This window comes from Micromonospora sp. NPDC047738 (genome assembly GCF_040642675.1).
GTDB lineage: Bacteria > Actinomycetota > Actinomycetes > Mycobacteriales > Micromonosporaceae > Micromonospora.
In genome coordinates this window covers 294,240-315,168 of sequence record NZ_JBEYSO010000003.1, presented here as the reverse complement: position 1 = coordinate 315,168, position 20,929 = coordinate 294,240, and the positions used below count along the sequence as shown (strand labels likewise).

17 protein-coding genes are annotated in these 20,929 nt (G+C 74.4%); 7 read left to right on the top strand and 10 right to left on the bottom strand.

Going from position 1 to position 20,929, the window contains the following annotated elements:
• Positions 1 to 163: 163 nt before the first annotated feature.
• Complete coding sequence (locus ABZ783_RS07615; RefSeq protein WP_357435107.1) at positions 164 to 1,582, top strand: trehalose-6-phosphate synthase; 1,419 nt, start codon at positions 164 to 166, stop codon at positions 1,580 to 1,582.
• Positions 1,583 to 1,595: 13 nt separating this feature from the next.
• Here ABZ783_RS07615 and ABZ783_RS07610 read toward each other — a convergent pair whose 3' ends face one another.
• The 6 genes from ABZ783_RS07610 to ABZ783_RS07585 all read right to left on the bottom strand — a co-directional run bounded on the left by ABZ783_RS07610 (position 1,596) and on the right by ABZ783_RS07585 (position 6,883).
• Positions 1,596 to 2,414 (bottom strand): alpha/beta fold hydrolase, encoded by an 819-nt coding sequence (locus ABZ783_RS07610; RefSeq protein ID WP_357435318.1) that lies wholly within the window; start codon positions 2,412 to 2,414, stop codon positions 1,596 to 1,598.
• Positions 2,415 to 2,522: 108 nt separating this feature from the next.
• The gene (locus ABZ783_RS07605; protein ID WP_357435105.1) at positions 2,523 to 3,926 is read right to left on the bottom strand and encodes an NAD(P)-binding domain-containing protein; all 1,404 of its coding nucleotides are present in this window, start codon (positions 3,924 to 3,926) and stop codon (positions 2,523 to 2,525) included.
• A gap of 105 nt (positions 3,927 to 4,031) precedes the next feature.
• Positions 4,032 to 4,730, bottom strand: a complete 699-nt coding sequence (locus tag ABZ783_RS07600) for an endonuclease/exonuclease/phosphatase family protein (RefSeq protein ID WP_357435103.1) — start codon at positions 4,728 to 4,730, stop codon at positions 4,032 to 4,034.
• 1 nt (position 4,731) lies between these two features.
• The gene (locus tag ABZ783_RS07595) at positions 4,732 to 5,688 is read right to left on the bottom strand and encodes an ROK family glucokinase (RefSeq protein WP_357435100.1); all 957 of its coding nucleotides are present in this window, start codon (positions 5,686 to 5,688) and stop codon (positions 4,732 to 4,734) included.
• Positions 5,689 to 5,751: 63 nt separating this feature from the next.
• A complete protein-coding gene (locus ABZ783_RS07590; protein ID WP_357435098.1) occupies positions 5,752 to 6,387 on the bottom strand; it encodes a hypothetical protein in 636 nt (211 codons plus the stop codon).
• 40 nt (positions 6,388 to 6,427) lie between these two features.
• A complete protein-coding gene (locus ABZ783_RS07585; protein WP_357435096.1) occupies positions 6,428 to 6,883 on the bottom strand; it encodes an SRPBCC family protein in 456 nt (151 codons plus the stop codon).
• Between the two features lie 186 nt (positions 6,884 to 7,069).
• Here ABZ783_RS07585 and ABZ783_RS07580 point away from each other — a divergent pair, with 186 nt between their 5' ends.
• The 5 genes from ABZ783_RS07580 to ABZ783_RS07560 all read left to right on the top strand — a co-directional run bounded on the left by ABZ783_RS07580 (position 7,070) and on the right by ABZ783_RS07560 (position 14,028).
• Positions 7,070 to 8,875 (top strand): long-chain fatty acid--CoA ligase, encoded by a 1,806-nt coding sequence (locus ABZ783_RS07580; RefSeq protein WP_357435094.1) that lies wholly within the window; start codon positions 7,070 to 7,072, stop codon positions 8,873 to 8,875.
• Positions 8,876 to 8,889: 14 nt separating this feature from the next.
• Positions 8,890 to 10,581 carry a GAF domain-containing sensor histidine kinase gene (locus ABZ783_RS07575; RefSeq protein ID WP_357435093.1) on the top strand — a complete coding sequence of 564 codons (1,692 nt, stop codon included), beginning with the start codon at positions 8,890 to 8,892 and terminating at the stop codon, positions 10,579 to 10,581.
• A gap of 7 nt (positions 10,582 to 10,588) precedes the next feature.
• On the top strand, positions 10,589 to 11,257 hold the full coding sequence (locus tag ABZ783_RS07570) for a response regulator transcription factor (RefSeq protein WP_007072219.1): 669 nt from the start codon (positions 10,589 to 10,591) through the stop codon (positions 11,255 to 11,257).
• 205 nt (positions 11,258 to 11,462) lie between these two features.
• Positions 11,463 to 12,275, top strand: coding sequence for an SAM-dependent methyltransferase (locus ABZ783_RS07565; RefSeq protein ID WP_357435092.1), 813 nt, complete (start codon positions 11,463 to 11,465; stop codon positions 12,273 to 12,275).
• 85 nt (positions 12,276 to 12,360) lie between these two features.
• The gene (locus ABZ783_RS07560) at positions 12,361 to 14,028 is read left to right on the top strand and encodes a bifunctional diguanylate cyclase/phosphodiesterase (RefSeq protein ID WP_357435316.1); all 1,668 of its coding nucleotides are present in this window, start codon (positions 12,361 to 12,363) and stop codon (positions 14,026 to 14,028) included.
• Positions 14,029 to 14,543: 515 nt separating this feature from the next.
• Here ABZ783_RS07560 and ABZ783_RS07555 read toward each other — a convergent pair.
• The 4 genes from ABZ783_RS07555 to ABZ783_RS07540 all read right to left on the bottom strand — a co-directional run bounded on the left by ABZ783_RS07555 (position 14,544) and on the right by ABZ783_RS07540 (position 18,954).
• Positions 14,544 to 15,668, bottom strand: coding sequence for a glycosyltransferase family 4 protein (locus tag ABZ783_RS07555; RefSeq protein ID WP_357435091.1), 1,125 nt, complete (start codon positions 15,666 to 15,668; stop codon positions 14,544 to 14,546).
• Entirely contained in the window at positions 15,665 to 16,924 is a 1,260-nt protein-coding gene (locus tag ABZ783_RS07550) for a M48 family metallopeptidase (RefSeq protein WP_357435090.1), read from the bottom strand. The genes ABZ783_RS07555 and ABZ783_RS07550 overlap by 4 nt, the downstream gene beginning before the upstream one ends.
• A gap of 190 nt (positions 16,925 to 17,114) precedes the next feature.
• Positions 17,115 to 17,330, bottom strand: a complete 216-nt coding sequence (locus ABZ783_RS07545; protein WP_357435089.1) for a hypothetical protein — start codon at positions 17,328 to 17,330, stop codon at positions 17,115 to 17,117.
• Between the two features lie 163 nt (positions 17,331 to 17,493).
• Positions 17,494 to 18,954: an NYN domain-containing protein gene (locus tag ABZ783_RS07540; RefSeq protein ID WP_357435088.1), complete on the bottom strand. Its 1,461-nt coding sequence runs from the start codon at positions 18,952 to 18,954 to the stop codon at positions 17,494 to 17,496.
• Between the two features lie 127 nt (positions 18,955 to 19,081).
• Here ABZ783_RS07540 and ABZ783_RS07535 point away from each other — a divergent pair, with 127 nt between their 5' ends.
• Positions 19,082 to 20,839 (top strand): DEDD exonuclease domain-containing protein, encoded by a 1,758-nt coding sequence (locus ABZ783_RS07535; protein WP_357435087.1) that lies wholly within the window; start codon positions 19,082 to 19,084, stop codon positions 20,837 to 20,839.
• Positions 20,840 to 20,929 lie beyond the last annotated feature (90 nt).

The window sequence follows — 20,929 nt, the reverse complement described above, 5'->3', positions numbered from 1 at the left end:
CGGCCGCCGCCCGGATACCGGGACGGCCGCCGCCCCGGCGCCAGGCGCGTAACAGGGGTGTAACTTACGGTCAGTAGGAATACCCGTACGTCACTTCCCGCACCGGCTGTCCGGTTTGTTCCTCGCTCCGGTGGCCGGACCCCTGCTGAGCGGATTGCCCGAGATGCGACAGAGCCCCCTCGTGGTGGTGGCCAACCGCCTCCCCGTCGACGACAGTGTGGCGCCGGACGGCGCCTGCGAGTGGCGCCGCAGCCCCGGCGGCCTGGTGAGCGCCCTGCACCCCCTGCTCCGGCACACCCCGGCGACCTGGCTCGGCTGGGCCGGCGGCACCGGCCCGGCACCGCACCTGCCCGAGGTGGACGGCGTCCGGATGCACACCGTCCCGCTGACCGCCGACGATCTCCGCGACCACTACGAGGGCTTCGCCAACGCGACCCTCTGGCCGCTCTACCACGACGCCGTCGAGCAGCCCGAGTACCACCGCCGCTGGTGGGAGGCGTACCAGCGGGTCAACCAGCGGTTCGCCGAGGCCGCGGCCGAGGTGGCCGAGCCGGGCGGCCTGGTCTGGGTGCAGGACTACCACCTCCAGCTCGTCCCGGGGCTGCTCCGGCGGCTCCGCCCCGACCTGCGGATCGGCTTCTTCCTGCACGTGCCGTTCCCGCCGCCGGAGCTGTTCATGCAGCTCCCCCGCCGGGCCGAACTGCTGCGCGGCATGCTCGGCGCCGACCTGATCGGCTTCCAGCGGGCGCAGGCCGCGCACAACTTCGCCCAGCTGGTGGCCAAGGTGCTCGAACTGCCCGCCACCGACCGGCGGGTCGACGTCGGCGACCGGACGGTCCAGGTCGGTGCCTTCCCCGTCTCCATCGACACCGCCGAGATGGCCGCGCTCGCCGCCCGGCCCGAGGTCGCCGATCGGGCCCACCGGCTGCGCAAGGACCTCGGCGACCCCGAGCACGTCATCCTCAGCGTGGACCGGATGGACTACACCAAGGGCATCGAGCAGCGGCTCAAGGCGTACCGGGAGCTGCTGGCCAGCGGGGACGTCAAGGTCCGGGACACGGTGCTGGTCCAGGTCGCGGTGCCCAGCCGGGAACGCGTCGCCCAGTACCAGATCCTCCGGGACCGGGTGGAGCACCAGGTCGGCCGGATCAACGGCGAGTTCGGCCGGGTCGGCGAGCCGGCGATCCACTACCTCAGCCAGCCCTTCGACCGGACCGAACTGGTCGCCCTCTACCGGATCGCCGACGTGATGGCGGTGACCCCGCTGCGGGACGGGATGAACCTGGTCGCCAAGGAGTACGTCGCCGCCCGGGTGGACAACACCGGCGCGCTGCTGCTCAGCGAGTTCGCCGGCGCCGCCGCCGAGCTGGACCAGGCGTACCTGGTCAACCCGCACGACCTGGACGGGCTGAAGCAGGCCCTGCTCACCGCGCTGCGGGCCGGCCCGGAGGACGTCTCGGCCCGGATGCGGGCGATGCGGGCGCACCTGCGGCGCAACGACATCCACGCCTGGGCGCGGTCGTACCTGAGCGCCCTGGACGAGAGCGGCTCACTGCTGCGCCGGCTCGCCGCGGCCGACTGACCGGCGCCCGCGCTCACCCGGCGGCGGGCGCCGGGTCCTTCTCCAGCCAGTCGAGGATCGCGTCGATCGGCTCCCGCCAGCGGGCGTCGAGCATCAGATCGTGGCCCATGCCGGGAAAGAGCAGCGGGGCCGAGGCGTACCGGCGCGCGGCCCGGGTCAGCGCCGCCGCGGGCACCACCCGGTCGTCCGGGCTGCCCAGCACCAGCACCGGCGGGCGGCCCACCGCCGGCTCCGGCTGGTCGCCGGTGAGCAACTGCCACTGCGCCCGCCGGCCGGCCCGACCCAGCCGCGCTACGTACCGGCGGGCCTCGCCGTCCGGCAGCTCCCGGCTGAACAGCTGCCGGCGGCTCAGCCGCAGGCGGCCGCCGAAGACCGCCGGCAGGGTGCCCACCGGGTTACGCCGCAGCGCGGTGCCGAACGTCCCCCAGCTGCCCAGCACCGGCGCCACCAGCACCGCCGCCCGGGCCGGGTAGCGGGCCAGGGCGTGCGCCACCACCCGGGCGCCGGCCCCGTGCCCCACCAGCACCGCCTGCCGCGGCAGGCTCGCCGCCGCCTGGACCACGTCATGGGTGTACGACCGCAGCGTCGCCGCCGGCGCCGGCTCGCTGCCGCCGTGCCCGCGCAGGCTCAGCGCGTACGCCGGGAAGCCGCGGGACGCGGCGTGCGACAGCCAGTGCTCGGCGAACGCCCACGCCCCGTGCCCGAACCCGGGTACGAAGAGCAGGGGCGGCTTCCCCTCCTCCAGCTCCGGCACCACGGCCAGCACCTCACGTCGGGCCGGGCGCTCCGGGCGGGCCCACTCCCACGACCGGACGATCCGCACCCGCTCCACGCTCACGCCGCCGCCTCGCTTCGCTCCCCGGCGGCGCGAGGCGCCACGCTGCTGAACCGAACGGTTCGCTCGCTCCGCTCGCTCACGCCACCGCCTCGCTTCGCTCGCTCACTTGCCCTCCAGCTCGTCCAGGGCGCGCTGGAGCGCCCGCAGGTAGTCGGCGTGCCCGACCTCGAACCAGTGCCGGCTGCTGTCCTTGACCTTCCCCGAGTACCGCTCACCGAGGCCGGCGGCGACCTTCCGGCCGAACGCGGCGGCCCGGTCCGGCCGGGCGGTACGCGCGGCGAGCAGCCGGGCGAAGAGCACGCTCTGCCAGTGCGCGATGGGGAACACGCCGGAATCCGGCTGCACCAGGCCGACCACGGCCAGCGTGGGGTGGCCGGCGGCGAAGGCGTTGAGCCAGAGCCGCGGCCGGCCCGACCCGTCGGCGTCGCCGAGCACCGCGCCGTCGAGGAACTCGAAGCGCGGCAGGTAGCCGGTGGCGAAGATGACCAGCTCCGGGTCGATCTCCCGCTCGTCGCTCAGCGCCACCGTGCGGTCGTGGAACCGGGTCACGTCCGGCACCGGGGTGATCGCGCCGTGGCCGACGTGGTAGACCAGCTGGCTGTTGGCGATCGGGTGGGTCTCGTAGACCCGGTGGTCCGGTCTGGGCAGGCCGAACCGGGTCAGATCACCGACGGTCAGCCGCAGCGTCCGGTGGTAGAGCCACTGGCGTACCCGCAGCGGCACCCGCAGCGCGAGCAGGGTGTCGTTGACCTGGTCGGCGGGGCGGCCGAAGACGTACTTCGGGGCGTACCAGTAGCCGCGGCGGGTGGAGTGCCAGCAGCGGGACGCCTGCTGGGCCGCCTCGACCGCGATGTCGCAGCCGGTGTTGCCGCCGCCCACCACCAGCACCCGCTTGCCGCGCAGCTGCGCCGGGTCCTTGTAGGACGAGGCATGCATGACCTCGCCCCGGAACTGCTCCAGGCCCTCGTAGCGGGGCAGCTTCGGCGACCAGTTGTGCCCGTTGGCCAGCACCACGCCCGCATACCGGGAGGTGCGCTCCGGACCGTACCCGCCGGTGCTGCGGGTGGTGACGTCCCACCGGTCCCCCTCGACCGGCTCCACCCGGACCACCTCGGTGCCGAACCAGACGTGCCGGCGCAGGTCGAAGTGGTCGGCGTAGCGCTCGAAGTAGGACAGCAGCTGGGTGTGGTGCGGGTAGTCCGGCCAGTCGTCCGGCATCGGGAAGTCGGGGAACTGGGTGAACGGCCGGGACGAGATGAGGTGGGTGCTGGCGTACACCGGGCTGCGGTCATGCCGCCAGTTCCACGCCCCGCCGATACCGGTCTCCCGCTCATAGCAGTCGACGCCGAAGCCATGCTCGCGGAGGTTCTTCACGGCGGTGAGGCCGCTGGCCCCGGCGCCGATGACGCAGACGGTGTCGCCCCGGTCGGAGACCGGGCGGCCGTCCCGGGTCAGGGCGACCGTCGGGTCCGGATCGGGACGGCCGAGGTCGGTGGAGGAGGGCACCGGGACAATCTCCTTTGTGCGGCACGAGGGCCGGGTCGGTGCGAAATCCTGCCGAGAATGCCCGCGCTTGTCCAGCGTGCCGGATCATCTCGGCGGGTCGCCGGCTCAACCGGCGGGCAGCAGCAGGTCGACCAGCACCGGGAAGTGGTCGCTGGCCCGGCGGGTGCGCGGGGTGTCCACCACGTCGTAGTCCACCACGGTGATCCGCGGGTCCACGAAGAGGGCGTCGATCCGCCGCTGCGGGTTGGCACAGGGGAAGGTGTGCCGGTCCGCCCGGTCCGCGGCCAGCGCGGTGTCGGTCAGCCCCTGCGCCACCGTCCGCCACGCCGGCCCGTCCGGCTCCTCGTTGAGGTCGGCGCCGGCCACCACCGGCAGCGTCGTGGCGGCCAGCTCCCGCTTGAACGCGGCCGCCTGCGCCGGCCGCTCGGCCGGGTCCGTCGAGAGGTGGGAGCCGGCCAGCAGGAACCGGCTCCCGGCCACCAGGCACTCGGCGTACGCGGCGCCGCGCAGATGCCGCCCGGGGGTCAGCGGGTAGCGCTGGCAGCGGGTGGCCACTACCCGCACCCGCAGGCTGGTCAGCAGCAGGTTGCCCAGCGACGGCAGGCCGCCCGCGGCCACGACCAGGCCGAACGAGTCGGCCAGCGAGGCGCACTTCTGCCGCCACCGGAACCGCCGCGGCCCCTCCTGGACGATCACCACGTCCGGCGCGGCCTCCCGGACCACCTCGGCCAGCGCGGCGGTGTCGTCCCGCTGGCTGTGCACGTTGTACGACACCACCCGCAGCGGTACGCCCGGGCCGGGCACCTCAGAGCCGCCGGGCGAGGTCGGCGGCGCCGATGACGCCGGCGGTGTTGCCCAGCTCGGCCGGGCGGATCTCGGCCACCGGCAGCCGGCTGCGCTGGGCGAGGGCCTGGGTGTACGACCGCCGGGTCGGGCCCATCAGCAGGTCACCGGCCTCCACCACGCCGCCCCCGACGACCAGCACCTGCGGGTCGAGGATCTGCGCCATGTCGGCGAGGCTGGTGCCCAGCCAGCGGCCGACCTGGGCGAACGCCTCGGCGGACACCGGGTCGCCACCCTGCGCGGCGGCGGTCACCATCGGTCCGGTGATCCCCTCGGCCTCGCCGCCGGCCAGCTCCAGCAGGGCGGTGGCCCGGTGCGGTTCCTGGCGGGCGGCGGCGCGGGCGAAGCGGACCAGGGCGCTGCCGCTGGCGTACTGCTCGATGCAGCCCAGCCGGCCGCAGCCGCACTGGTGGCCGTCCGGCACGGTGAGCATGTGCCCCAGCTCGGCCGCGATGCCGTTGGCGCCGCGGAGCAGCTCACCGCCGAGCACGATGCCGCCGCCGACGCCGGTGCCGATGGTGAACATGACCATCGAGTCGTCGGCGGCCCGGGCCGCGCCGTAGCGGAACTCCGCCCAGGCGGCCACGTTCCCGTCGTTCTCCACGACCACCGGCACCCCGATGGCGTTGCCGACGTACTCGCGCAGCGGCTCGTCCCGCCAGGCCAGGTTGGGGGCGAAGAGCACGGTGGACCGGGAGGCGTCGATCCAGCCGGCCGCGCCGATGCCGACCGCCTCGACCGGGTGGCCGGTGGCCAGCTCGGTGACCACCTCGATGATGGTGTCCCGGGTCTTGGCCACGTCCTCGGCGGGGGTGTCCCGTCGGGCCTGCACGAGCACCTTGCCGGTGTCGTCCACGACACCGCCGGCCACCTTCGTGCCACCGACGTCGACTCCGATGGTCAGCGTCACCGCTGCCACTCCCCTCTGCTGTGCTCCCTGACCTCGTCCGGCACGGCCGGGCAGGGTCGGGATGTCCGGTGGTCAGGCCCCGTCGCCTGGTGCCTCCTCGGCCACCTCGCCGGACGCCCGGGCGACGGGCACCACGGGACGGCCGGCCGGCGGCCGGCTCGACACCGGCACGTCCGGCCCGGCGGCGTCGGCGGGCGGCACGCTGGCACCCGGGTCGGCCAGGCCCTCCCCCCGGGTCGCGGCGGACCAGACGTCCTGCTCGGGTGCCGGCTGAGAATCATGCCCGGTACGGGTGGCCTCGCGCCAGACGTGATCTCCGGCGGGGGTACCGGCGGCCGGCTCGTCGGCCCCCGCCGGCTCGGCCGGGGCGAACGCCCGCAACAGGCTGGCCACGCCGGCCGCCAGGTCCCCGGCCCCGGTGGCGAGGCGCTCGGCGAACTCCGGACTGGGGTCCCGCAACGCCGCGATACCCCGACAGATCGGGCAGACGCAGCATTCGGGCGACCCGGTGGCGAAACCCGCCGAGGCCGTCGGCTCGCCGGAGCCGGCACCGCTCGGGGTGTGACCGAGGACACCGGACAGGATCCCGCCGAGCGGGCCCCAGGGGCCGGCCCCCGGCGTGGCGGCGGCCAGCCGGGCGGAGGCCAGCAGCATGGCGACGAGACGTTCCGCCTCCTCCCGGGCCGAACCCGGATCAGTGGTGGCCATGGGTCGGCTCCTCTACCGTGACGACCGGACGCCGGTCGGGTCAGTGGGCCGCACCGAGTGCTTCTACCCGGCGCTTGAGCTGCTTCAACGCCGCATCCATGATCATTTTCTCGGCCTTGCGGCGAAACATGCCGAGCATGGCCACGGAGAGCTCCACCTCGAGGGTGTAGGTGACCGTGGTGGTCCCGTCGGGACTGCCGGTGAGGTCGTACGACCCCCGCTGGGCCTTCTGCATCTTCGAGGGCGCCACCAGGTGCCACTCGATCCGGGCGAGGTCCTCGGCGTACTCGTAGGCCAGCACGTACTCGTCGGCCATGACGCCGGCGTCGATGGTGAACCGGACCTGGCTGGCGTAACCGTCCTCGTACTCCTCGATCACCTCCGCCCGCCGGATCGCCTCGGCCCACTCCGGGTAGCTGGGGAAGTCGCAGATGACCGCCGCCACCCGGTCCGGTGGCGCGCCGATGATGATCGACTGGGTGGAGGAGTCCGCCATGGGGGGAGGCTACCCGGCGGCGGGCCCGGGCGCGGCGCTCCACCCCCGAGCCGCGGTCGCGGTCGGGCCGGGTGTGTCCCGTCAGCCGGGCGGGCAACCTCGCCACCTCACCTTCGCGAACGGGCGGGTAGGTTTCGACAGAGCCGACACGGCCGGCCCGGGCCGTGTGAGCACGAGGGAGTGCCTGTGCGCGAGTTCTCCGTACCGCCGATCGTCACCGTCGGCGACGCGGCCAACCTGACCGACCCGGTCTGGGAAAACGCCGAGGTCGCCCCCGAGACGGTGCAGTTCGTCCGGCGTGGCGGCGGCGACGGCCGTGCCTGGATGGACGTGACCTGCCGGCAGTTCCGCGACGAGGTCGTGGCGGTGGCCCGAGGCCTGCTCGCCGCCGGCATCTCCCCCGGCGACCGGGTCGCGCTGATGAGCCGCACCCGCTACGAGTGGACCCTGCTCGACTACGCCATCTGGGCTGCCGGCGCGGTCACCGTGCCGATCTACGAGACGTCCAGCGCCGAGCAGGCGGCCTGGATCCTCGCCGACTCCGGCGCGGTCGCCGCGCTGGTGGAGACCGCCGCGCACGCCGGGCTGGTCGCCGAGATCCGCGACCGGCTGCCCGAGCTGCGCCAGATCTGGCAGATCGAGAGCGGCGCGGTGGACGATCTGGTCGCCGCCGGCGCCTCTGTCGACCCGGCCGACGTCGAGGTACGCCGCTCGACCGTCAAGGCCGACGACATCGCCACCATCATCTACACCAGCGGCACCACCGGCCGCCCCAAGGGTTGCGTGCTGACCCACCGCAACATGTACGCCGACATCACCAACGCGGTGCCGGTGCTGCCGAACCTCTTCCGTCAGGGCGCCTCCACCCTGCTCTTCCTGCCGCTCGCGCACGCCTTCGCCCGGCTCATCCAGATCGGCGTGGTGCAGGCCCGGGCCACCATGGCGCACTGTGCGGACACCAAGAACCTGGTCGCCGAGCTCCAGGAGGTCAAGCCGACCTTCGTGCTCTCCGTGCCCCGGGTGTTCGAGAAGGTCTACAACGGCGCCCGGCAGAAGGCCGAGGCCGACGGCAAGGGGAAGATCTTCGACCGGGCCGAGAAGGTCGCCATCGCGTACAGCGAGGCGCTGGACGCCCCGGACGGGCCGGGCCTGGCGCTGCGCGCCCAGCACGTGCTCTTCGACAAGCTGGTCTACGGCAAGCTGCGGGCGGCGCTGGGCGGCCGGTGCCGGGACGCGATCTCCGGCGGCGCTCCGCTCGGCACCCGGCTCGCGCACTTCTTCCGCGGCATCGGGGTGAACATCGCCGAGGGCTACGGCCTCACCGAGACCGCCCCCGCCGCCGCCGCGAATCTGCCCAGCGCCACCCGGATCGGCACGGTGGGCCGCCCGCTGCCCGGCGTGACGATCCGGATCGAGGACGACGGCGAGATCCTGATCTCCGGCGACCTGGTCTTCCAGGGGTACTGGCACAACGAGGCGGCCACCGCCGAGGCGCTCACTTCGGACGGCTGGTTCCGCACCGGCGACCTGGGCCGGCTCGACGAGGACGGCTACCTGAGCATCACCGGCCGCAAGAAGGAGATCATCGTGACCGCCGGCGGCAAGAACGTCGCCCCGGCGGCGCTGGAGGACCAGGTCCGGGCCCACCCGCTGGTGAGCCAGTGCGTGGTGGTCGGCGACCGGCAGCCGTTCATCGGGGCGCTGGTCACCATCGACGAGGAGGCGCTGCCGAAGTGGCTGGCCGCGCGCGGCCGGCCGGAGACGGCCCGCGCCGCCGACCTGCGCGACGACGAGGCGCTGCGGGCCGAGGTGCAGGGCGCGATCGACCAGGCCAACCGGTCGGTCTCCAAGGCCGAGGCGATCAAGGTGTTCCGGATCCTGCCGCACGACTTCACCGAGGACACCGGCGAGCTGACCCCCTCGCTCAAGGTGAAGCGGCAGGTCGTGCACAAGACGTACGCGGCGGAGATCGCGGATATCTACCGACGCTGACTACGATCCGTCACGTGCCCGCCTCGACACCCAGCCAGCCACCGACGCAACCCCTCGCCGCGTTCGCGCGGGCGGTGCTCCTCGCGTTGGTCGCCGGCCTGACCCTGTTCGCCACCCGGGATGTCACGCAGCTCTGGTGGATCGCTCTGCTGGGCCTGGCCGGGCTGCCCGCCGTGCTGGCCCCGCAGCATCGGCTGCTCGGACCGCTCAGCCGGTTCGCCGAGGTGGTGGTCCTCGGCCTGGCCGCCAGCAAGATCGCCGCGGACACCCACCTGGCCGGGGTGACCGGCGGGCTGGGCGCCTCGGCGGTGCTGCCGTACCTCGCCGTGCCGGTCACCGTGACGGCGCTGCGCCGCCGGTTCCGCGAGGGCGCGGCGCTGCTCGCCGTGGCGGCCGCCACCCTGCTGGTCAGCGCGGCCTTCACCGTGGTCGGCGGCGGGCGGCAGCTCGGCCAACTCGGCTACCTCGCGGTCTGCGCGCAGTGGCTGATCCTGGCCGCGCTCGGCCTCTACACGGCCGGCACGCTCCAACGGGTGATGCGGGTGCGCGGCGAAGGCAAGCCCCAGCCGTACGCGGAGGCCACCCGGCTGCTGACCCAGCTGCGTACGGTCGCCCGCCAGCTGCCCGGCGCCACGCTCGACCCGGGCGGCATCTCCGAGCACCTGCTGGAGGAGCTGCGGGTGGTGGCGAAGACCGACCGGGGCGCGGTGCTGTCCGCCAGCGGTGGCGGCCGGCTCGTGGTGCTCGCCCAGGTCGGCGCGGACCGGGTGGACTGGGAGACCACGCTCGACGCGGACTCGGCGATCGCCGACGCCTGGGCGAGCCAGCAGCCGCAGACCGCGGCCCGCTCGCAGGCCCGCTCGCAGCAGACCGGCGAGGTGTCGGCCCTGATCGTGCCGCTGGTCGCCGGGGTACGCACGGTCGGCCTGGTGGTCATCGAGGCGGACACCGCGCACGCGTACCCGCCGCCGGTGGTGTCCCGGGTGACCGCGCTGACCGGTCCGGCGGCGCTGCGGCTGGAGGCCGCGCTGCTCTTCGACGAGGTGCGGTCGCTGGCCACCAACGAGGAGCGGCAGCGGCTGGCCCGGGAGATCCACGACGGGGTCGCCCAGGAGCTGGTGATGGTCGGGTACGGCATCGACAACGCCCTGGCCACCGTGCACGACGACGCCGAGGAGACCGCCGACTCGCTGCGCACTCTGCGGCAGGAGGTCACCCGGGTGATCACCGAGCTGCGGCTGAGCCTGTTCGAGCTGCGCAGCGAGGTGGACCGGCACGGCGGCCTGGCCGCCGCGATCGCCGAGTACGCCCGCACCGTGGGCGCCTCCGGCGGGCTGCGGGTGCACCTGTCCCTGGACGAGTCCACCGCCCGGCTGCCCGCCGCGACCGAGGCCGAGTTGCTACGCATCGCGCAGGAGGCGGTCACCAACGCGCGCAAGCACGCCGGGGCGTCGAACCTGTGGGTCACCTGCGCGGTGGACCCCCCGTACGCCCAGATCGAAGTGTCGGATGACGGTCACGGCATCGTTGACCAGCGCCCTGACGGGCACTACGGGCTTGCGATCATGGCCGAGAGGGCGGAACGTATCCGGGGCCGGCTGGAGATCAGACCGCGGCAACCAAGCGGCACGACCGTGGCGGTGGTGATCGGCTCCTCGCCCCGGCGCGATAAGGTGCGCGGCAGCGCAGCAGCAGAAGGGGAGTAACCCGAGGATGACCACTAGCCCGACACCGGCCACCCGTACCAAGGTTCTCCTTGTCGACGATCACGACCTGATCCGCAAGGGTCTGCGGCACGCCTTCGAGCGGGACCGGCAGTTCGAGGTCGTGGGCGAGGCCGCCACGGCAGCCGAAGGGGTTCGCCAGGCCGGCGCGCTCCAGCCGGACGTGGTGATCATGGACCTGCGACTCCCCGACGGCAGCGGCCTGGAGGCCACCCGCGCCCTCCGCAAGTCCAGCGCGTCGATGGGCATCGTCGTGCTGACCATGTACGCCGGCGACGACCAACTGTTCGGCGCCCTGGAGGCGGGGGCCAGCGCCTTCGTGCCGAAGACCGCCCCGGCCGACGAGGTGGTCGCCGCCGCCCGGCACGCCGCCTCCTCGCCCAGCGCCTTCACCGCCGCCGACCTGGCCGAGGCGATGAAGCGCCGACTGGCTCCCTCCGGCCCACAGCTCTCCCCGCGGGAGGGCCAGGTGCTGCGGCTGCTGGCCGACGGCATGAGCGTGGCCGGCATCGCCAAGCAGCTGTTCGTCAGCGAGTCGACCGCCAAGACGCACATCTCGAAGCTCTACGAGAAGCTGGGCGCGGCCAATCGGGCCCAGGCGCTGATGACCGCGCTGCGGCTCGGCCTGCTGGAGGCCCCGGACGCCCCCAAGTTCTGAGGCGTCCCGACCACCTGCCGAGAGGCCCGCGTCCGTGCTCCGGACGCGGGCCTCTCGGGCATTCCGGGCAGCCGACGAACGCGTACGGTGAGGGACCGACCGCGCAGCGACGATGGTCTTTGCACCGCGTCAGTGGAGGGGCAGAATACGCGAGTGGTCCGCGCGGGGACGAGCCGCGCGTTGTTGATGCAAAAGGGGCAGGGGCATGCAGCGGCCGGACTGGGCACCCGACACGATCGACATCGAGCGCCCCAGTGTGGCCCGCATGTACGACTACTACCTCGGCGGCTCGCACAACTTCGCGGCCGACCGGGCGGCCGCCCGGGCCATGGTGGACGCGGTGCCCGAGGCCCCGCTGATGGCCCAGGCCAACCGGGCCTTCCTCCGCCGGGCGGTGCAGTTCCTGGCCGATTCCGGGATACGCCAGTTCCTCGACCTCGGTTCCGGCATCCCGACCGTGGGCAACGTGCACGAGATCGCCCAGCGGGCCGACCCGGCGTGCCGGGTGGTCTACGTCGACGTCGACCCGGTCGCGGTGGCGCACAGCCGGGAGATCCTGGCCGGCAACGACCGGGCCACAGTGATCCAGGAGGACCTGCGCCGGCCGGCCGCGATCCTCGGCCACCCCGAGGTCAACCGGCTGCTGGACTTCTCCCAGCCGGTCGCTGTGCTGGTCGTGGCGGTGCTGCACTTCATCCCGCCGGCGGACCGACCGGAGGAGATCCTGCGGACGCTGCGCACGGCGCTCGCGCCCGGCAGCCACCTGGTGCTGTCGCAGGCCAGCGACGACGGCCGTAGCGAGACGGGCGAGCGGGCCGAGGCCGAGCAGGTCTACCGCCGCACCGACAACCAGCTCTGGATCCGTAGCCGGGCCGAGCTGGTCACGCTCTTCGACGGATTCGAGCTGGTCGACCCGGGCGTGGTCTGGGTACCGCAGTGGCGTCCGGAGTCGCCGGAGCATGCGGAGGACGCCGAGCGATCAGTCTTCATCGGCGGCGTCGGGCGGCTCGGTGGGTGACGGAGCCACCGCCACGACCCGCTCCCGCCCCGGCACCTTCGCCCGGGCGTGGGCCAAGGCGGTCTCCGGCACCAGCTACCTGCCGATGACCCAGGCGCAGTTGGAGGCGCTGCTGCAACGGCTCGCCGAGCGGCTGGCCGTGGCGATCCGGTCCGAGCCGTTCGACCTGCGCATCGGTCAGCAGGTCGGCGCGGAGCTGGTGCAGGCGCACATTGCCTCCGCCGAAGGGCTGGGCCGTACCGTCGAGGTGATCCAGCTCCGCCTGGTACGCGACCTGGGTCTGGTCATCGACGACGTCGAGGACCGAATGGCGCGGCTGCTGGCCATGGTCGCCACCGGGTACGCCCGCGCCCTGCGCGACCGCACCCTGGACGAGCAGGAGTCGATCCGGCGGGCCGCGATGATGGCCCGCGCGGAGGCCGAGCGGGCGCTGCGGGAGAGCGAGGCGCGGTTCCGCTACCAGGCCACCCACGACCCGCTGACCGACCTGCCCAACCGGATCCTGTTCACCGAGCGGCTCACCGCCGCGATCGAGGCGCCCGGGCGGGGCGCCGACCGGATCGGGGTCTGCTTCCTCGACCTGGACCGCTTCAAGGTGGTCAACGACTCGCTCGGCCATCAGGTCGGCGACGCGCTGCTGTTGTCGGTGGCGCAGCGGCTGCGCCGGGCGCTCGGCGAGCATCTGGTGGCCCGGCTCGGCGGCGACGAGTTCGTCATCCTGGTCGAGCGCACCGCCTGCATCGAGGACGTGGTCAAGGTGGCCGAGGCGGCCCTCGCGGCGGTGAGCGAGCCGGCCCTCGTGGAGGGGCACGAGCTGACCGTGTCGGCCAGCATCGGAATCGTGGAGCGGCAGGTGGCTGGCACCACGCCGATGGAGCTGATGCGGGAAGCGGACAGCACGCTGCACTGGGCCAAGGCGGCCGGCGGCGCCCGCTGGTCGGTCTTCGACGCCGACCGCAACCGTCGGGAGCTGGCCCGGTACGCCCTCTCGGCGGCGATCCCCACCGCCCTGGACCGGGGCGAGTTCTACCTCGACTACCAGCCGCTGACCTCGCTGTGCGACGGCCGGGTGCTCGGCATGGAGGCGCTGGTCCGCTGGCGGCACCCCGAGCTGGGCGTGCTCCAGCCGGACAGCTTCATCGGGCTGGCCGAGGAGACCGGGCTGATCGTCCGGCTCGGCAGCTGGGTGCTCGCCGAGGCCTGCCGGGAGGCGGGGAGTTGGTCGGCGGGGCGGCCCGACGCGCCGTTCGTCAGCGTCAACCTGGCCGTCCGTCAGCTGCACCGGCCCGGCCTGGTGCAGGAGGTGGAGGGGGTGCTCCAGCGGACCGGGCTGCCCCCGGAACGGCTTCAGCTGGAGGTCACCGAGAGCACCATGATGAGCACGGTGGCCGAGCCGGTCCGCGCCCTGCGGGTGCTCAAGGAGCTCGGGGTCCGGATCGCCATCGACGACTTCGGCACCGGCTACTGCAACCTGGCGTACCTGCGGGACCTGCCGGTCACCGAGCTGAAGGTGGCGGGCGAGTTCGTGGCCGGGCTGCGCGCGCCGGCCGACGACCCAAGCAGCCGCACGGATGAGCGGATCCTCGCTTCGCTGGTGTCGCTCGCGCACGCCCTCGGGCTGACCGTCACCGCCGAGGGCGTGGAGACCGCCGGACAGGCGGACCGGCTCCGGGCGATCGGCTGCGACGCCGGGCAGGGCTGGCACTTCGGCCGCCCCGCCCCGGCCAGCCAGGCCCTCACCCACCCGGCCTGAGCCCGCGCACCGCGCACCGCGCCCCGCGCCCCGCGCCCCGCGCCCCGCGCCCCGCGCCCCGCGCCCCGCGCCCCGCGCCCCGCGCCCCGCGCCCCGCGCCCCGCGCCCCGACGGACGATAACCGCGGTCCGCCTTTGGACCTGACATCACCAACGACTCACGACGGCGGCGTTCACGACACCAACCGTGGCAGCCACCTGAGTCGTTCGTGCTATCAACTCCAAAGCGTCCGCAGGAACTGCCACCGCCAGCGACGGCGAGTACACCTAGCCCCACCTACGAACTTGATGACGCAGACGATTCAGCGCCGAACGCCGGACCGAACGGCCCCCCACCCCGGCCTGAGTCGTTCACGTCATCAAGTTCGTAGCGTCCGAATGAGACATTCGGCCGCCGGGCCGCGAAGGCCCGACGGGAAGGAAGGCCCAGCCGGTGGGCAGGCCCGGCCAGTGGGAAGCGCACCCGATCGGGGCACCTCCGCCGTCGGCGCACGGCGGGGCGTCGGCCTGCGCCGGTCAGCCGGCGAGGAGGGCGGTCATCCGTTCCGCCTGGGTCTCCCAGCGCCACTCCTTCTCCACCCACGCGCGGCCGGCCCCGCCGAGCTGACGGGCCAGGTCCCGGTCCGCGAGCAACGTCGCCACCCGGTCGGCGAGCTGGGCCACGTCCCGGCCGCGGACCACGTACCCGGTCTCGCCCTCCCGGACGGCGTCCGGCGCGCCGCCGGAGTCGCCGGCCACCACCGGCAGCCCGGTCGCGCTGGCCTCCAGGTAGACGATCCCCAGCCCCTCGACGTCCAGGCCTCGGTTGCGGGTCCGGCAGGGCATGGCGTACACGTCGCCAGCGGCGTAGTGGGCGGGCAACTCGGCCGACGGCACCGAGCCGGTGAAGACCACGTCACGTTCCACCCCGGTCTGCCGGGCCAGCTTCTCCAGCGTGGCCCGGTAGGGCCCACCACCCACGATCAGCAGCGCCGCGTCCGGCACCCGCCGACGGATCTCCGGCATCGCCCGGATGAGCATGTCCTGTCCCTTGCGCGGCACCAGCCGCGAGACACACACCACCACCGGGCGGTCGGCCAGGCCCAACCGCAGCCGCACCCGTTCCCCGTCGACGGACGGGTGGTACGTCTCCACGTCGACGCCCGGCGCAAGCCGGCGCAGCTCGGTCACCCCGTCAAGCACCCGGGCCAGCCGGACCCGGGTGTATTCCCCCAGGTAGGTGGTGACGTCCACGCCCCGCCCGATCCGGCGCAGCGCGGACCGGGCGCCGGGCAGCGCGGCCCAGCCGGCCTCGTGGCCATGGGTCAGCGCCACCGCCCGCCGGATCCCGGCCCGCCGGCGCAGCCCCGCCGCGAGCAGCCCCAGCGGGGCCGCCGCGCCGAACCACACCGTGTCGCAGTCGTACGCCCGGGCCAGCCGCGCGGCGCGACGGGCGATCAGCGGGGTGGGCAGCAGCACCTTGGTGCGTTCCCGGATCACCTCGAACGGCTGGTCGGCGTCGAACTTGGCGGCGCCCCGCCAGCTCGACGCGTAGACCACCACGGAGCCCGGGGGCTGGCGGATGGCGAGGTTGTGCACGAAGGACTGGATACCGCCGGGCCGCGGCGGGAAGTCGTTGGTGATCAGCAAGGTCCGGCTCATCTGCCGATCTCCCTGGCGTAGGCGCGGGCGGCGGCCATCCGCTCGACCGTGGACGGGTGGGACGCCGACCAGAGGTACTCCCAGCGGGGCGGGTCGGGGTCGGCCAGGTTCACCCCGGCCAGCCGGCGCTGCATCGCCTCGAAGGTGACCGGGTCGCCGGTCAGCGCGAGCGCGTGCGCGTCGGCCCGGGCCTCCACCCGCCGCGACACCAGCGCCTGCCCCGGGGTGGCCGCCAGCCCGGCCAGCGTGATCAGCGCGATCAGCAGCGGGAACGCCCGGGGTTGGGCGACCGAGTCGACCCCGGCCAGCCGCAGCAGCGGTGGCCAGGAGCCGATCAGGTAGAGGGCCACCACCGCGGCGGCGGCGCCGAGCGCCCCGATCAGGGTGCCGACCCACACGTCCCGGTCCCGGGCGTGCCCCAGCTCGTGCGCGACCACGCTGGTCACCTCCGCCGGGGTCGCCTCGCGCAGCAGGGTGTCGTAGACCACCACCCGCCGGGTCGGCCCGAGCCCCGAGACGTACGCGTTGACCGCTCGGGTCCGCCGGGAGGCGTCGGCGACCAGCACGTCGCGGACCGGCACCCCGTCCCGGGCGGCCAGGCTCATCAGCTCGGTGCGCAGCGGCCCCGGCTCCATCGGGGTGAAGCGGTTGAACACCGGCTCCACCAGCACCGGCAGCACGAACGACAGCAGCACCACCAACGCGGCGGCGCCGGCCGCGCCGAACGCCCACCACCAGCGCGGGGCGAGCCGGACGACCGTGTAGAAGCCGAGCAGGGCGAGCGCGCCGATGACCGCGCTGACCGCGTACGACTTGAGCAGGTCCACCGCCCAGCCGCCCCAGCCCTGGGTGCTCAGCCCGTAGCGGGTGAGCACGGTGTGTCGCCAGGCGGCGAAGGGCAGCGTGAGCAGGTCGGCGAGGAGCATCACGGCGAGCCCGCCGAGCACCGCCTGGGCGATCCAGTGCCCGCCGAACGGCCGGCCGGCGAGCTCCACCAGGCGACCGCCGATCGGGGTGAGCCCGAGCACCAGGGCCACCACCAGGCCGACCACGAGCGCCGACCACCCGGCGGGGCGCAGCGCGCCGTGGAACGCCCGGCCCCGGGCCACCTGCTCGACCGGCAGCGACCGCAACGCGGCCAACTGGTCGGCGCGGGGCGCCGGGGGCCGGTGCCAGGGGATCAGCAGCGCCGCGGTGACGGCCAGCACGACGGCCAGCCCGGCGAGGGTGAGAAGCGCCCAGGCGCGCGGCGTCACCGCCACACCCCGCCGTCGCGCCGTACCCGGATCATGCCGCTCCTCCCGCCGTGAGCGCTCATCCTATTGCCCGGTACGGCCGCGCCGGACCCGGCTCGATGATCCACACGAGTTCGCGGGATACGGCAGCGGGACGCACCGGGCCGGGCCGCACCGGGCGCCCGGCCATCGGGGCGGTACGCCCTGGGGATCAGGCGATCCGGCGGCGGCCCGGCCGCCGGGCGGAGCCGGCGATCTCGGCCGACAGCACCTCGATGTCGAAGCCGGCCCGAGCGAACACCTCGATCGCCCGGTGCTCGGCGGGACCGAGGTCGGCCGCCGGCGAGCCGGTGTCGAGCAGCGCGGTCACCAGGCAGCCGGAACAGCCGGCGCCGCGGATCCCGCAGGTGTCGCAGTCGATGAGCATCAACGCCTCCAGACGCCTCGCCGGTGACGGGCGGGAGACGGGACCGTCGCCGCCCGACCACCGTCGGTCACCACGACGCTAGGCCAGGGGTATGACAGAACCGGACAACGAGGCAGCAGCCACCCCGAATCCGATCATCAGGCACCGGGGGGCGAGCCGTACCTCAGGAGCGGGCGAGCCGCCGCAGCAGCGAGTCGGCACCCAGCGGGTACGCCCCGTGTCGGCGTACCCCGTCGGCGACCTCGCGGTCGGAGGAGACCACCACCACCGGCCGGCCCGGCGGCTCGGCGCGGACCAGCCGGCGGATCAACTCGTCCGCGGTCTCCCCCTTGCGGGAGAAGAGCACCCGCACCCCGCGCGGCGCCGGCGGCAGCCCGTGGATCCGCTCCGCGCCGTCGAAGACCACGGTGACCTCGTCGCCGGTCTGCGCGGCGATCCCGCCCAGCCCGCTGATCAACCGTTTGCGCTGCTGCTCCAGCGACATCTCGCCGAAGCCTCGCTTGGTGACGTTGTAGCCGTCCACCACGAGGTGCGCCTTGGGCAGGGCGAGCAGCTGGTCCAGCCGGGCCGGGTCATCGGTGTCCCGGGCGCGGGCGGCCGCGCCGGCCGGGGTGACCGCCGCCTGGTCGGCGAAGGCGTCCGCGACGAAGTCGGCGGGCAGCCTGTCCACCGGGTCGAGGGCCAGCTCGCGACGCAGCCCGACGGCCGCCTGGCCGATCGTCTCCAGCAGCAGCCACAGCTTCGCGTCGTCGACCGAGCGGGCCTCCTTGGCGGTGGCCCGGGCCACCCCGGCCGCGGCCTCCGCCTCGGCCAGCCGGGCACGGGCACGGCGCAGCTCGGCGTCAGCGTCGGCCGCCGCCCGGGCCGCCCGGCCCCGCTCGGTGGCGAGCATCTCGGTGGCCTTGCGCTCCCGGGCCTGGGTCTCCCGCAGCGCGCGGGCCAGCTGGCGGGCCTCCTCGCGGAGCTGCCCCAGCTCCTCCCGGACCCGGGCGAGCTCGTCGCGGAGCTTCTCCGCCTCCACCCGGGCTACGGCCCGGTCGTGCTCGGCGCGGGTGGCCCGCTGCTCGGCCTCCCGGACCAGCTCGGCCACCACCGCGGTGTCCGCCTCGGCGCGCACGGCGGCGCCGCTCGCCTCGATCAGCTCCCGCCATCCCCGGGGCCGGGCCAGGTAGGCCAGGGCGGCCACCTCGACCGGGTCGGCGGCGGCCGGGGCGGTCCCCTCCACCACGGCCGTGCCGAGGTCGCCGGCATCGGCCAGCACCCGTGCGGCGACCCGCTGCCGGAACAACGGGTCGGCGGTGAGCTGGGCGGCGATGGCCGGGGCACCCAGCCGGGCGCGCCGGTTGGGGGCGAACTTGGCGATCCGCCGCAGCGGGACGGGCACCTCGTCGGCGGGCAGCCCGGGCAGCACGGCGGCGGTGAGCGCCACGATCCGCTGCCGGACCGGCTCGGGCAGGCTGGGCTCCGGCTCGGGCGGGACCGCCGCACCGGCGTCGGTTCCGGCGGCGTCCGCGAGGTCCGCGGGGTCCGGGCCCGGCGCGTCCGGGTCCTCACCGGCGTCGTGCACGGCGGCCATCAGCTCCTCCTCGGAGGAGTGGTCGTCGTACGGCTCGGTGAGGGGCATGTGGCAAGTCTCCCACCGCGGACGGGCCCACCGCCCGGTGAGTGAGCCGATCTCTCATCCTAGCCCCGTGGTAACGCCTGGGACGGGAGGGACGGGAGTGTCGGACCCCGCCGCTAGCGTCCCCGGGGTGACGCGAGCGGAGTACGTCCAGGAGGCGCTCGCCGGCCTGGACCGGGCGGCGGGCTCGGGGGTCGACCCCGCGCTGCCGCTCTACGCGACCACCTTCGTGGTCGTCGACCTGGAGACCACCGGCGGCGCGCCGGACGGCGGAGGGATCACCGAGATCGGCGCGGTGAAGGTCCGTGGCGGCGAGGAGCTGGGGGTGCTCGCCACCCTGGTCAACCCGGGCGTGCCGATCCCGCCGTTCATCACCGTGCTGACCGGCATCACCCAGGCCATGCTGATCCCCGCCCCGCCGATCGAGCAGGTGCTGCCGAGCTTCCTGGAGTTCATCACCGACGCCGTGCTGGTCGCCCACAACGCTCCGTACGACGTCGGCTTCCTCAAGGCCGCCTGCGCGAAGCACGGCTACCGCTGGCCCAACCCCCGGGTGCTGGACACCGCGGCGCTGGCCCGCCGGGTGCTCAGCCGCGACGAGGTGCCCAACCGCAAGCTCGGCACGCTCGCCGCGTACTTCCGCACGGCCACCCAGCCGACGCACCGGGCGCTGGACGACGCCAAGGCCACCGTCGACGTGCTGCACGGGCTGATCGGGCGGCTCGGCGGGCACCGGGTCGACACCGTCGGCGAGGCGATCGAGTTCGCCCGGGCGGTCACCCCCACCCAGCGCCGCAAGCGGCACCTCGCCGACGGGCTGCCGAAGGTGCCCGGGGTCTACATCTTCCGGGCCGCCGACGACCGGCCGCTCTACGTCGGCACCTCCGGCGACATCGCCACCCGGGTCCGCAGCTACTTCACCGCCGCGGAGAAGCGGGCCCGGATCTCCGAGATGCTGGCCGCCGCCGAGCGGGTCCAGGCCGTCGAGTGCGCCCACTCGCTCGAGGCCGAGGTCCGCGAGCTGCGGCTGATCGCCGCCCACGCGCCGCCGTACAACCGGCGCTCCAAGTACCCCGAACGCCAGGTCTGGCTGAAGCTCACCGACGAGGCGTACCCGCGGCTGTCCATCGTGCGCGAGCTCGCCCCCACCGACACCGCCTACCTGGGCCCGTTCCGCTCGAAGCAGGCCGCCGAGCTGGCCGCCGCCGGCTTCCACGACGCCGTGCCGCTGCGCCAGTGCACGCACCGGCTCTCCCGGCGCACCACCATGCCGGCCTGCGCGCTGGCCGAGCTGGGCCGGTGTCCGGCGCCCTGCGAGCACCGGATCACCCCGGAGGAATACGACGACCGCGCCGCCGTCCCGTTCCGTACCGCCACCACCAGCGACCCGCAGGTGGTGGTGGACGCCCTGCTCGCCCGGATCGAGGTGCTCTCCCGCGCCCAGCGCTACGAGGAGGCCGCGGTGGTGCGCGGCCGGCTGGTCGCGGTGCTGCGCGCGGCGGTGCGGATGCAGCGCCTGGCCGGGCTGACCGGCATCGCCGAGCTGGCCGCCGCCCGCCCGGCCGCCCGGGGCGGTTGGGAGCTGGCCCTGGTCCGGTACGGCCGGCTGGCCGGCGCCGGCGTCTCCCCGCCCGGTGTCCATCCGCGACCGACCATCAACGCGATCCGAGCCACCGCCGAGACCGTGCTGCCCGGCCACGGCCCGGTCCCCCGGGCCTCCGCCGAGGAGAGCGAGCGCATCCTGTCCTGGTTGGAGCGACCGGAGACTCGGCTGGTGGAAATCTCGTCCGGCTGGGCGTCCCCGATCGCGGGCGCGGGCCGGTTCCGGGACCTGCTGACCAAGGCGGAGAACGGAGCGTCCCACCAACTCTCAACCGAACGCTCATGACCAACTGTCCGATCGGACTACGTCGACTCCCTTAGGCTGTTAGAGAAGTGTAGTCCTGCCCGTTTCGCGGGCCTGCTCCCGGTCGCCGCT

Excerpts from the sequence above, each read along its gene's own strand:
- ABZ783_RS07615 (WP_357435107.1), top strand. The coding sequence starts at position 164 with ATGCGACAGAGCCCCCTCGTGGTGGTGGCCAACCGCCTCCCCGTCGAC.
- ABZ783_RS07590 (WP_357435098.1), bottom strand. The coding sequence starts at position 6,387 with ATGGCCACCACTGATCCGGGTTCGGCCCGGGAGGAGGCGGAACGTCTC.
- ABZ783_RS07585 (WP_357435096.1), bottom strand. The coding sequence starts at position 6,883 with ATGGCGGACTCCTCCACCCAGTCGATCATCATCGGCGCGCCACCGGAC.
- ABZ783_RS07570 (WP_007072219.1), top strand. The coding sequence starts at position 10,589 with ATGACCACTAGCCCGACACCGGCCACCCGTACCAAGGTTCTCCTTGTC.
- ABZ783_RS07565 (WP_357435092.1), top strand. The coding sequence starts at position 11,463 with ATGCAGCGGCCGGACTGGGCACCCGACACGATCGACATCGAGCGCCCC.
- ABZ783_RS07560 (WP_357435316.1), top strand. The coding sequence starts at position 12,361 with ATGACCCAGGCGCAGTTGGAGGCGCTGCTGCAACGGCTCGCCGAGCGG.
- ABZ783_RS07555 (WP_357435091.1), bottom strand. The coding sequence starts at position 15,668 with ATGAGCCGGACCTTGCTGATCACCAACGACTTCCCGCCGCGGCCCGGC.
- ABZ783_RS07545 (WP_357435089.1), bottom strand. The coding sequence starts at position 17,330 with ATGCTCATCGACTGCGACACCTGCGGGATCCGCGGCGCCGGCTGTTCC.
- ABZ783_RS07540 (WP_357435088.1), bottom strand. The coding sequence starts at position 18,954 with ATGCCCCTCACCGAGCCGTACGACGACCACTCCTCCGAGGAGGAGCTG.